Annotated in this window: 10 protein-coding genes; 2 read left to right on the top strand and 8 right to left on the bottom strand. The window is 57.4% G+C overall.

All coding sequences use genetic code 11. From position 1 onward, the window contains the following. Positions 1-57 precede the first annotated feature (57 nt). From ACA059_RS11450 to ACA059_RS11440, 3 genes are all read right to left on the bottom strand, one after another. The gene (locus tag ACA059_RS11450) at positions 58-573 is read right to left on the bottom strand and encodes an Hcp family type VI secretion system effector (protein WP_017338154.1); all 516 of its coding nucleotides are present in this window, start codon (positions 571-573) and stop codon (positions 58-60) included. Positions 574-1220: 647 nt separating this feature from the next. Next, positions 1221-1658 (bottom strand): GNAT family N-acetyltransferase, encoded by a 438-nt coding sequence (locus ACA059_RS11445; RefSeq protein WP_497633858.1) that lies wholly within the window; start codon positions 1656-1658, stop codon positions 1221-1223. A 268-nt stretch (positions 1659-1926) separates the two neighbouring features. Beyond that, positions 1927-2433 (bottom strand): hypothetical protein, encoded by a 507-nt coding sequence (locus ACA059_RS11440; RefSeq protein ID WP_497633857.1) that lies wholly within the window; start codon positions 2431-2433, stop codon positions 1927-1929. Between the two features lie 657 nt (positions 2434-3090). Here ACA059_RS11440 and ACA059_RS11435 point away from each other — a divergent pair. Both ACA059_RS11435 and ACA059_RS11430 read left to right on the top strand, forming a co-directional pair. Further along, positions 3091-3915, top strand: coding sequence for a phage protease (locus ACA059_RS11435; protein WP_497633856.1), 825 nt, complete (start codon positions 3091-3093; stop codon positions 3913-3915). A 109-nt stretch (positions 3916-4024) separates the two neighbouring features. Continuing rightward, complete coding sequence (locus tag ACA059_RS11430) at positions 4025-4885, top strand: phosphotransferase (protein ID WP_497633855.1); 861 nt, start codon at positions 4025-4027, stop codon at positions 4883-4885. 15 nt (positions 4886-4900) lie between these two features. On the opposite strand, the gene ACA059_RS11425 is transcribed toward ACA059_RS11430, so the two are convergent. The 5 genes from ACA059_RS11425 to ACA059_RS11405 form a co-directional block, all read right to left on the bottom strand. After that, complete coding sequence (locus tag ACA059_RS11425) at positions 4901-5359, bottom strand: GNAT family N-acetyltransferase (RefSeq protein WP_497633854.1); 459 nt, start codon at positions 5357-5359, stop codon at positions 4901-4903. A gap of 157 nt (positions 5360-5516) precedes the next feature. Then, entirely contained in the window at positions 5517-6920 is a 1404-nt protein-coding gene (locus ACA059_RS11420) for a purine-cytosine permease family protein (RefSeq protein WP_008154744.1), read from the bottom strand. Positions 6921-6970: 50 nt separating this feature from the next. After that, the gene (locus tag ACA059_RS11415) at positions 6971-7711 is read right to left on the bottom strand and encodes a TorF family putative porin (RefSeq protein WP_497633853.1); all 741 of its coding nucleotides are present in this window, start codon (positions 7709-7711) and stop codon (positions 6971-6973) included. 110 nt (positions 7712-7821) lie between these two features. Continuing rightward, positions 7822-9564, bottom strand: coding sequence for an amidohydrolase (locus ACA059_RS11410; protein WP_497633852.1), 1743 nt, complete (start codon positions 9562-9564; stop codon positions 7822-7824). An 18-nt stretch (positions 9565-9582) separates the two neighbouring features. Continuing rightward, a complete protein-coding gene (locus ACA059_RS11405; RefSeq protein WP_497633851.1) occupies positions 9583-11451 on the bottom strand; it encodes an amidohydrolase in 1869 nt (622 codons plus the stop codon). Positions 11452-11766: the final 315 nt, after the last annotated feature.

Genomic DNA, 11766 nt, shown 5'->3' with positions numbered 1-11766 from the left:
AGGCGTAAACAACATCGACCAGCAGAGCTGGCCGATGCGTGAAGCGGTCAGCCGCGATTAAGCGACTGGCTGACGCCAGTCATCGGAACCCGAAGTACCGGATACTTCGTGGGTCCAGGTGATTTTACGGTAGGTGAACTGCACTTCTTCCAGGTGGGTGAAGTGGGAGTTCGACGGATCCTGGCAGTTGTGCATTTTGTTGTTGATGGCGACGATGATCGCGTCTTCCAGTTTGGTGGTGTAGTAGTGCTCTTGGGTACCTTGAGCCGAAGTGCGGAACCACTGGATAACGATTTCGCTCATGCGCTCGCCGGAGGTCAGGGCAGCTTGCAGCAGTGGCGAAGACTTGTCGTAGACCTTGGTGATCACGACTGGTTTGTGTACGCGCTGACCGGTTGGTTGGCCAGATTGCGGGTCACGCGGGATGATTACGTCGTGGTTGAAAGCCTGAACCATGACCTGGTCTTCGTGACCTTCTTGGTAGGTGTTGCCAACCGAGTCGGCGGTGAACGCGCCGGCAGTGATCAGACCTTGTTTTTCGCCAGTGACGGACATGTACGCTGGTGTAGCCATGGATGTGCTCCTTGCTAAATAAATGAGGGTGCCCGGGAGGCGAAATCGCCCGGTGGGTGCCTAACACTTATCAAGGTGCGCGCCAGAAAAGTTGAGGACCAATCAAACCGGGGGGATGGCCGAGGTTTTTCAATCGCTTGAGTGATTTTCAAGGGAAGACACCCCACAAAGTGCGCAAGAAGTTGCGCAGTACTGCGCAACTTCTTGCGCACTCGGCTGGAGTGCCACGGCGGGCTTGGCGCTTAGCGATATTGGAGGGCGTTTTCGCAAAATAAGTGCGCAACTTCTTGCGCATCAAGGCCATGCGCCATCATTCAGAAGGCTGAAGCCGATCTGCTCGACGAGTTGAGCGAAGCCGGTAGCTGTTTTTACCGAGTAAGTGCGCAACTTCTTGCGCATAATGGCATTGCGATACCAAGTGCGCCTCCCGAAAAGTGCCAGTAGTTGTAAGCAGCTGGTCGCTGATATTCGTTTCTGGCTGGAAATTTAACCACGCTCTAAAAAAAGGGGCTGACCGTCCGCTTTTGGCCGTTATCTGCCTTTGGCGAAGGGCAGCAACCGACCCAATGCGGGCGCTGACCAGCATTTGGTTAAGGGGCGGGCTTTAGCCCGTCCCAGTGAGCGAAGCGAACGGTTTGAACCAGTTGTTATGCCTGTTTTACTAGCCGTTTCTTTAAATGATACAGGTTAGTCCCTATTGGTCGATCCTCAAGAACACCATAAATCTCATACCCATGCTGCTCATAGAACTGTTTAGCATCAACGGTTTTTAAGAATGCAACTACTGCTCCATTGTTGGCGCCAATCGTTTCTGCTTTTTCCAATAGCATAGAACCGACTTTTCTACCACGATGAGATTCCTTAACCCAAAAGGTATCAATTTCTAAGCCATCCCAGTAACAATTACAGCTTATTGCACCGATGTAGTCGCCTACTTCATCGTGTGCAACCACCATAAATATTTTATCTTCCGATTCTGGCGGTAGATTTGGATATTGAATTCGAAGATATTCTGAAAACCTATTATTCAGAACTCCTTGATCCTTTTCTGTTGGAGAATCCAATATATCAATCTTGATTTCCACTTTGTTGCTCCGATCATTCAACTTTGAGGTGCCGCACGGCTTTTTGCATAACAATTAATTGTGCGACATGCGATGCCTCATAACATTCCATGTTCATGCGTAATCCCTTGAGCAATCAAAAAATCGAGTCTGTAAACGCGACATCAATAAGGGGGAAAGCGGCATATTTTTTTGCACATTACTGACGTATTAGCTGCGTGTCCATGGTCTGCTTTTGGCCGATAGTTGCCCATCGCTGGGCCAGCGCTAGAAGCTCTTTATTGGCAATTCAGTAGTGTTCCATCGTGGAAAAAGAGCACGGATCGATTGCCTGCAGAATAAGACCCGGAGCCTGTTTGTCGTAACTCTCCGTGTCTTGATAGGCGTTTGAGCGGCCAATTTTCTCGCCCTTCGCGCCTACGATGCTACTAAATTCGGAAAGCTCGATTGGTTTGCTGAAGACTCTGAAGCCATCCTGGTCGACGAAGTAGATGATGAGTTGTGCTTTCTGGTTTCGTTCAGCCAGGCGAGGGTCCGATAGGTAGGCCGGATATCCGACGACATCTACGGATAACAAGAGCTTCCCGGACACTACCTTTGTCTTAGCCTGAAGTTGTAAACCGAGATTCGTGCTGAGGTCTGCTGACCACTCCTTAATGGTCTCGTACTGCTTGGCCTGGCTACTCTTGTAGCTATTGGTTGCCCAAGAGAAAAGCGCGATCGTAATCGCGAGAGCCAAACCTGCAAAAAAGAGGCCTGTGGCGAGTTTCGCTGCAGCGAGAAGAAAGCTCTTCATAATGACGCCTAACTACTATTGGGCGACATTACTGTCGCATTGAGACACGACAGTTATGTCGTATACGTTCCTTGTCGTCCCGTAAACCTAGGCTTAGCTGGGAGGAAGTCGCAGCAAACGCGACATAGCCCAAAGAGAAAAGCTACATGGATGACGGCGAGTTCGACCGCGGTAAAGATTCAGCGCAGCAACGAGACGCTACTAATTTGCCACTAGCCTGTCTACCGACTGCTTTTGGCCGACTCGTGCCCTCCATCACGGCCCGCTTCGGGTCAACAGCCGTCCATTGTAACCAGCAGTAATCGCCCAGTTTCCACCACTGAAACCAATGGCTCTCCCCGTTAGCTATAGCTCAGACCAAGACCAGACCCGAAGGCTTTACACAGTCGCCTTAGAAGGCACAAGCAACGGTACACTGCGTGTCGGCTCACGGTTGAGCGAACAACACGACGTAAATGATTTATAAAGCCAGCCAGCCGCATAGCGCAGCACTGGCTCCCCTCGTCATCACTTCCCATCTCATCTCGCTCATCAAAACCATCACACCCACCGCGAATCTCGCCTGGCACTCCCACCCAAACCCTTTAAACCCGATTAAAAACCCCAAGCCACTTTCAAGCCCACGCTCTGCACATTCCTCCAGTGCAGCGCTCAACCATGAAACCCCTCCACATCTTCAAACCCGGCACCCACACCGCCATGTGTGGCACCAGCTTCAACTTCACCGAATCCGACCTAACCGCCACCGTCGCAGCCTACAACCCATCGCTCCACGAAGCCCCCATGGTCATCGGCCATCCCCAGCACGGCGCCCCGGCCGCCGGCTGGGTCAAATCCCTATCCGCCACCGCCCAAGGCCTGATCGCCGAACCCCAACAAGTCGACGCCACCTTCGCCGAACAAGTCGCCAAAGGCAGCTACAAAAAAATCTCCGCCTCCTTCTACCACCCAGACGCCGCCAACAACCCCGTGCCCGGCGTCTACTACCTACGCCACGTCGGATTTCTCGGCGCGCAACCACCATCGGTGAAAGGCCTACGCCCCATAGAACTCGCCGACGACGAGCAAGGCATCATCGAATTCAGCGACCACGGCCACTACCTCAGCGCCGACCTCTGGCGCCGCTTCCGCGAATGGCTCATCGGCCAATTCAACAAAGACACCGCCGACCAGGTCGCCCCATCGTGGGCCATCGACAGCCTCGCCGAAACCGCCCGCCAGCCAGAACAGCCCATGGCCACATTCACCCAGCCCAAAGACCTGGGCGACTTGCTGCAGGTCGAAGTTAGCCCCGGCTGGACCCGCTCCAAGGCCACGCCGCTGGCCGGCACCGACAACTCGCTGGGCCAGATGCAGGCCAAAGTCGCCGGTAAATACCGCTTCAACCACCCACGCGGTGCCGTCCTGTTGGACTACGGCAAGTCAACCTTTGGCGTCTCGGAAAGCACCGATGCAACGTACGTACAGCCAACCCAGCGGTAAAAAATCAACTCTGTGAGTAAGGGTATGCAGCGTCCTGCCGATAACGACAAAGCGTCGCGCTCGCTTGTCGGCGTTTTATGGACCGCAAAGCATTTAGCAGGGACTTTACATGCGTCACCTCAGACACCTTACTTCCCCTCTGTATCAGCAAAAGATTGCTGGCGTCACCTTCCATTTAGATCCATCTGATCAGAACGAACTGGTGACGGTGCTTCAGCGTTTTTTTGCCAAGCCGGATCAACATGCCTTGCTGGATATTCCCGAGGAAACCCGCAGCGTGTTCCTGCTCGAAGGTGAGCGCAAATGGGTGTTGAAACACAACCGCCTGACCCACTGGAAAAAGCAGCTGCAGAACTTCCTGGGCCTCAAGCGTGTGTTCGGGTTGCATGACCTGACCAACGAATTCATCAATCTGTCCGTTGTGTCCGCCAAGTCGGAGTCATCGCCCAGAGTGGCTGCATTCGGCCATGTCGGACGTTTTCCGTTTCTCAAGGAAGAGTATTTGCTGGTCAGTTTTTTCGACAACCATTGCAGTGTCGATGAACGGCTGATCGCCCAACCCGAACAGGCGCAAACCCTGCTGTTGGACATTTTCCAACTGTTTGGGCAGACGCTGGTCGAGGGGTTTGTGCACATGGACCCGCACCCCAAGAACATCCTGATTGGCCCCGATGGCAGGCTGCGCCTGATCGATTTCGAATGCTGCGCGCACTCAGTGCTGGATCACGACTTCAGCCTGGGTTTTCTGCTAGGTTATTTCTATCGCTTCTGGTTCAACACGTTCATATCGGTTGAACACTACAACGCGTGCTGTGAACGCTACCTGAAGCATCAGCACCCAGAATTGAACCGTGAGGTTTTCCAGGCGGTGTATGAGCGCTTTCGAGACCGTGGTGTTTCCCGGAGCACGCGTTACCGCATCCTCACCTGCCCCAAGGCCCAAGCTGCATTCCTGCACGAGTTGATGTAACCGGCAGCGGTTGGCTCAGCCTTGTTTCAAATCGAGGCAGTAGGTGTAGTAACCCGTATCGCGCACATAACCCAGCGATTCATACAACCGTTGCGCGCCGACATTGTCCGTGGCCGTTTCCAGCACCATGCCTTTGGCACCGGTCAACAATGCAAAGGCTCGCGCGGTGTTCATCAGCAACGTGCCTACCCCTTGCCCTCGGGCGGCGGGTGTTGTGAAGAGGTCGCCTAACAGCCAGGTGCGGTGCGCGTCGATGGAGGAGAACGTCGGGAACAACTGGACGAATCCCAGCGCCTCGCCGCTGGGGGCCTGGGCGAAGAAGATCGCGGATTCGTCCCGGGCAATGCGCTCGGCGATGAACTCGCGAGACTGCGACAGGTTCGACGGCTGGCCGTAGAAGCCTCGATAGGCGTCGAAGAGGCTGGCGATTTTATCGAGGTGGGATGCGTCGGCGCGCAGAGCCTGGATGTCCATGTTGATCGTCTCCTTGCGGATTGATTTGATGAGCGGGAAAAGGGAAATGTAGATCAAAAGATCGCAGCCTGCGGCAGCTCTTACAGGTGTACGCCGTCCCTTGTAGGAGCTGCCGCAGGCTGCGATCTTTTGGGATTCACCCAATCCTTAAGGCCTTTCAGTTCCGCGCAGGGGCCACCGCCGGCATTGATGTCCTGGCCAGCCCGTAATAAAGAATCCCCGGCACCACCAGACCAACGATCCAGGAGATATCGACACCGCCGAGCTGCGCGACCATCGGCCCGGAGTAGAAGTGCGTATCGACGAAGGGCAACTGGATCAATACACCCACGACATACACGCTGATCCCGCGCATGTTCCAGCGACCATAACGGCCCGCCGGGTCGGACAACGCCGGGATGTCATAGCGTTCTTTGTTGATGAAGTAGTAATCCACCAGATTGATCGCGCTCCACGGTGTGAAGAAGGTCAGCAAAAACAGGATGAAGTACTTGAAGGTGTTGAGAAACGAGTACTGCCCCAGCAGCGCGAGCGTGGTGGATGCCGCGACAATCACCAACACAAACACCATCCGCTGGCGGGCGGAAATCTCCAGACGACTGCGGAAACCACTGATGATGGTGGCCACGCACATGAAGCTGCCATAAGCGTTGAGCGTGGACACTGTGACCTTGCCGAACACCACGCTCAGGTACAGCAGGGACGCCATCACACCGGTGCTGCCCAACCCGACGATGGTCGCCACCTCGTGACCGCGGAAGTTCGCACCGGCCAATGCCGCGGCGAACACCCCCAGCACCATGGACGCCTGGGCGCCCAGCACCGTGCCAAGCCCGACGGCAGCAAACGTCTTCCACGACGAGGTCTTGCTCGGCAGGTAGCGTGAGTAATCAGCCACGTAAGGGCCAAAGGCGATCTGCCAGGACGCGGATAACGACACCGCCAGCAGGAAAGTACTCCAGCCGAAGTGACGGTTTTCCAGCAACAGGCCGATATCGTTGAGGGTCATCAACCGGGTGAACAGATAGACGAAGGCGATGATGCCCAACACGCTGGCCACCCGGCCGACCAGGTGGATGACCCGGTAACCGAAGATCGTCAGAAACGCGATACAGGAGGCAAAAATCAGAATGCCGGCGCTGTCGCTGACATGGATCAACTGAGCAATCGCCTGCCCCGACAGCACTGCGCCGGTGGCGCTGAAACCGAGGTACATCAGGCACACCAGGACAATCGGGATGGCCGCCCCATAGACCCCGAACTGCACACGACTGGAGATCATCTGCGGCAACCCAAGCTTCGGCCCTTGCGCCGCGTGCAGGGCAACCACTGCACCGCCGAGTACCTGGCCGATCAGCAAGCCGATGAGCGACCAGAACACATCGCCGCCCAGCACCACGGCCAGGGCGCCGGTGACGATCGCCGTGATCTGCAGGTTGGCGCCGAGCCACAGGGTGAACTGGCTGTAGAGGCTGCCATGACGCTCGGCCTCGGGGATGTAATCGATCGAACGTGTCTCGATCAGGGGACTTCGCTGCTGACTATCGCTGACCTTGGTCATTACGGTGTTTTCCTTTGAGGCGCTTGTTTTTATGGTGTGGGCTCGAACGCTTAGAACGCCTTGCTGGCACTGGCAACCACAGTGGCGGTGCACAAATCACCATAGCCGTACCAGCTCGTGCATTCGCTTTTCGACAGGTCGGTATCAATGTAGCTAAGGCCCCAGGTCACGCCCACGAAGTCACGGGTCAACTTGGCTTCCCACTCGCTGTAGGCATCACGGCTTTCGCCGCTGGCGGACCAGAAAGCCGGGTCTTTGACATCGTTGCGACCCACGCGTAGGTCCAGGCCGATCTCGGCCGGCAATTCGATTTTGTAGCTGAGGTAGGTGTAAAGGGTGTCCTGGTCCTCGCCAAAGAAGTTCGGCGTATCTTTTGAGTAGTAAGCGCCGAGCTTCACGCCATAAACGTCAAGGACGGCGTAGACCTCACTCAGGTTGAATTGGCCCTCTTTTGGATAGTCGTACTTGATGTACCCCAGATCGAGGCTGATGGCCTCGGTCGCCTGCCAGTAGTAGCCCGCGTAATACTCGAGTTCCTGCCGCGTCTTGAACTCGCCGCCGAAATCGACATTCGAGGTCCAGGCGCCCACGTACAGGCCGCTGCTGTGCACCAGCGTGGCGCCGGCCTGAGCCGCCGGATCCCCCAGGGTTTGCGAAATGCCACGGGTTCGGTAGTCGCTGAAGACTCCCAGGGTCATGTCTAGGTTAAAGTCATCGTTGAGTGTCAGTGCCTGGGTGGTCAGGGGTGCCAATACAAGAGTGGCAAGGGTCAATACTGAGCGTGCGTTCATACAAGTCTCTTATTTTTATGGAGGTGCGGGTTATTTCAGCCATGGCGATGCCGAGCCCCTCGTCGTACGAGGAGCCAGGCGTCTTTTGCGTGGTGCGGGTGAACGGAGGGTCAGGACGCGGGTGCGTACACCTCTTTGCCGGCGAAGAAGGTCTTCAGGACCTTGGTGTCGAACAGTTCGTCATCGCTGACCTTGAAGACATCGCGGTCGAGGATGATCAGATCGGCCTGTTTGCCGGGTGTCAGCGAACCAATCTGCTGCTCCAGGCGCAGGGCCTTGGCGGCATTGAGCGTGTAGGCGTAGAACATGGTCTGGCGATCGATGCTTTCCTTGGCATTCAACACGCCCAGCGGCCCTTTGCGCGTGCTGGCCTGAGCGATGGCGTTCCATGGATTGGGGCTGGACACCGGCCAGTCACTGCCACCGGCGATGACCGCACCGGCGTTATGCAGGGACTTGGCGGGATACTGATAACCGTAAGCAAACGCGCTGATATAGGGTTTGACGAGCTCGACGGTGTAACTCTCGCCGGTGGCCCACAGCAATTGCATGGAAGCGATCACGCCAAGTTGCTTGAAGCGCGGAAACTCTTTTGGGTTGACCAGTTGCAGGTGGCTGATGCTATGAGCCACCGGTGTCGGGTTGAGTTTGCGCGCGTAGGCAAAACCATTGAGTGATTCACGCACCGCACGGTCGCCGACCGCATGCATGTGCACAATCCAGTCGCGCTTCTCCGCTGCCACGACCAACTCACCAAAGTGCGCGGGGTCGATCAGCAGTTGACCGTTTTTTTGGCTGTTCTTGAAGGGAACGATGACCGCGGCGGTCTGCCCCGGAAACTCGAGAACGCCGTCAGCGAATACCTTGATGCCAGGAAAACTCAGGTTGGGTACACCCTCGAATTTCTTCATCACCTTGGCCAGCACTTCCAGGTCGGCCGGTCGGCTTTTCGGGTTGGCCAACAGCAGCGCGGCGACGTGGGCATTGAGCTCGCCCTTCTCTGCCAGTTCGCGGTAAAGCGGCAGCACGCCGTAACTCTGCTCGGTTGCCTTGAAATCGAACAACGAATCGCCACTGCCGGCATTCGCCGCCGCGTCCATCCAGGCGGTGACGCCGTATTGATTGTTGACCTTCACCGCCTCGCGGGCGGCTTTCAACATGATCTCGTCGCTGGGCGCGGGGATCTGGCTGCGTACCTGGTCCCAGCGAGACTCGGCAAAATAACCATTGGGGGTGAAATCCGTGTCGTGCCCCACATAGCTGCGATCCTGTTCCGACAGGCCTTTTACCAGTGTCGCGTCGATTTTCAGGCGCTTGAGCATGGCGTTGTTGGCCCAGCCGGTGTGCCCGTCGATCCCGCTGAGGACCACCGGTTGATCCACCCAACGTCCCTGATTGAAGCGCTGCCCCAGCTCACGGCTCTTGTCCCAATACGCCGAACTGACCCCGGCGATGCTGATCACGTCACCGGCCCGCGCAATGCCCGCCTGATCCTGTTCGATAATCCACTGTTCAAGCTCCGGCAACGGCTTGACTTCATCCAGCAGGTTGGCCCCCATGCTGTCGAAGGCCGCAACCACCGGGTGACTGTGGGTATCAATCATTCCTGGCATCAGCACCTTGCCCGCCAGATCGATCCGTTGCGTGCGGGTGTCGGCCAAGGCGTTGATCTCAGCATTACTGCCCACTTTGAGGATCTTGCCGTCTTGCACGGCCACTGCCTGGACCAGTCCCTGACCGGGTTCGGCGGTGAATACCTTGCCGTTGAACAACACAAGGTCAGCGGCGGCCATGGCTTGCACCGAAGAAAAAGCCAGGGCTGCGGCCAACAGGTTTGGAATAAATCGCTGCATCGGAACACTCTCTTGTTTTTATTGGACTGGGCGGGCGGCTGATGCCTGGGACAACGCCTTCGGATCAAGGCCAACGAACGGCGCCTTGGCCCACACGACCTGGCCGCCCACTACCGTCAGCAGCACGTTATTTCGAGCCAACTCCTCCTCGGGAACCTGCATGAAGTTCTTGTCCAGAACGATCAGGTCCGCGAACTTGCCGACCTCGACCGAACCGACGACAGCGTCCAGTTTCAGCTGCTCGGCAGCGTTCATGGTGATGGTGCGCAGCACTTCAGTGCGCGACAGCGCCGGGTCGGCATTCAGCCTGCCCGCATACTTGGGGCCGTAGCTGTGCGGGTTCAGCGGATCACCTGAGCGGGTAACACCGATCTTCAGCGCCAGGAACTCGTCGAGCGGGTCGACGGGCCAGTCGCTGCCATACGCTACACGGCCGCCGGCACGGGCGATGCTGCCGGAGGGCTCCATGCGGGCAAATCGCGCCGCCCCCAGATGCTCGTTGGTACCGTCGACCGTAGAGGGTGCCTGCTGGGCCCACTGGAAGGACATGTTGGCGGTCACGTCGAGCGCTTTGAAGCGCGCATAGTCGGCAGGGTCCACCGACTCGTTGTGAGTAATGGCTGGGCGGAAGCCATTGCCAGGCAGTTGCTGGCGCACGTATTCGATGCCGTTCAGTGAGTCACGCACCGCGCGGTCTCCGGTGGCGTGAAGGTGCGGATCGAGGCCGGCCTGAACGGCCTTCAGCAGCAGCGGGTTGAGCACTTGCGGCGGGAAGTAAAGCTCACCTGTGTTCTTACCGGGTGTCCACTTCGGCGCCGTATCGGTGCCGGCATTGCGCAGGTACGGCGTCAACATTGCACCCGTATCGGCCGGCGCGTTGATGATGCCGTCCATGAACAATTTGACGTGGCGCATGCTCACGCCCGGCGCTACTTTTGCTTCGCCCTGATCGTAGGTATCAGCCAGCGCCTTGGCTTCGGCGATGGTCTTCGCCGGGTCTGCCGTGGCGGCCGCAGGGTCGAGTTTGATCGCCAACAAGGCCCGGGCCGTCAGCTCACCCGACTGCTGCAGGGTGGTAAACGCTTTGCCATTTTCCGGCCCCGACAAGGCATCGAAGAAACTGGTGATGCCTTGCTGGCGCATGGCGTCGAGCGCCGCGCGGGTCTGATTGAGTTTCTCGGCGTCGGTGGCGGGCGGCACCACGGCGGCCATGGCCTCGGCGGCTCCGTCTTCGCAGATGCCGTTCGGGTTGCCGGCGCTATCGCGCATGTACTTGCCATCACCGGGATTGGCCGTTTGCTTGTTGATGCCGGCCACCGCCAGGCCGCGCGAGTTGGTCAGCACCGTATGGAAGTCGGTGGAACGGACTTGAATCGGACGATTGGTCTTGAGCGCGTCCAGTGTCGACTTGTCGGGGTCACCGTCGAGTCCGGTCATGCCAATGCGGTCCCAGCTGCCCACTTCGAGCCAGACATCGGGGCCTTTGTCCTTGTCGGCATCCAGGCACGCCTGAATGGTTTCCTGGAAAACCTTGCGGGTCATCGTCTGGTATTTCAGGTCGCACAAGGTCATGGCGCGGCCGCCATCCCCCGGATGCATGTGCGCATCAACGAAGCCCGGCATCACCATGCGACCCGCCAGATCGATCAGCTGTGTCTGCGTGCCGATGTAAGAGGAAACCCCTGCATCACTGCCGACATAAACGATCTTCCCGCCCGTGACGGCGATCGCCTGCTGCACGGAATTCTTGCCGTCGACGGTGTAGACATAGCCGTTGCGCATGACCATGTCGGCGCCTGTCGAAGCGTGTGTCTGACACCCCACCAGCGCCACACAGGAAAATGCCGTTGTCGCGGCAACGGCGATAAATAGCCTGGAAAATTTCAACTGCCTCACCTCTGTTTTTATAGTTTTGGAAGTGGCCCGAACGGACGGTCGCAAGCCCCTGATATGCAGGGCATACCCTATAGAGCGCGGCGGTCGGATGGACCTCCACAAATGAGGAGGGGTAAGGCAAATACCGGTCAGCTAAGCAGCAACGCATACTTTGTAGCAGCTGCCTTGTGGCGAGGGGATTTATCCCCGTTCGGCTGCGAAGCAGTCGTAAAACCTGAACGCACGGTCTATCTGATGCGCCGCGTCGTCTGAATTCACGACTGCTTCGCAGCCGAACGGGGATAAATCCCCTCGCCACAAGGCAGC

The sequence above is a fragment of the Pseudomonas sp. LBUM1647 genome (assembly GCF_059716175.1).
Note: the sequence above shows the minus strand (reverse complement) of the source record. Positions and strands in the feature narration are given on the sequence as shown.

Excerpts from the sequence above, each read along its gene's own strand:
- ACA059_RS11450 (WP_017338154.1), bottom strand. The coding sequence starts at position 573 with ATGGCTACACCAGCGTACATGTCCGTCACTGGCGAAAAACAAGGTCTG.
- ACA059_RS11440 (WP_497633857.1), bottom strand. The coding sequence starts at position 2,433 with ATGAAGAGCTTTCTTCTCGCTGCAGCGAAACTCGCCACAGGCCTCTTT.
- ACA059_RS11435 (WP_497633856.1), top strand. The coding sequence starts at position 3,091 with ATGAAACCCCTCCACATCTTCAAACCCGGCACCCACACCGCCATGTGT.
- ACA059_RS11430 (WP_497633855.1), top strand. The coding sequence starts at position 4,025 with ATGCGTCACCTCAGACACCTTACTTCCCCTCTGTATCAGCAAAAGATT.
- ACA059_RS11425 (WP_497633854.1), bottom strand. The coding sequence starts at position 5,359 with ATGGACATCCAGGCTCTGCGCGCCGACGCATCCCACCTCGATAAAATC.
- ACA059_RS11420 (WP_008154744.1), bottom strand. The coding sequence starts at position 6,920 with ATGACCAAGGTCAGCGATAGTCAGCAGCGAAGTCCCCTGATCGAGACA.
- ACA059_RS11415 (WP_497633853.1), bottom strand. The coding sequence starts at position 7,711 with ATGAACGCACGCTCAGTATTGACCCTTGCCACTCTTGTATTGGCACCC.
- ACA059_RS11410 (WP_497633852.1), bottom strand. The coding sequence starts at position 9,564 with ATGCAGCGATTTATTCCAAACCTGTTGGCCGCAGCCCTGGCTTTTTCT.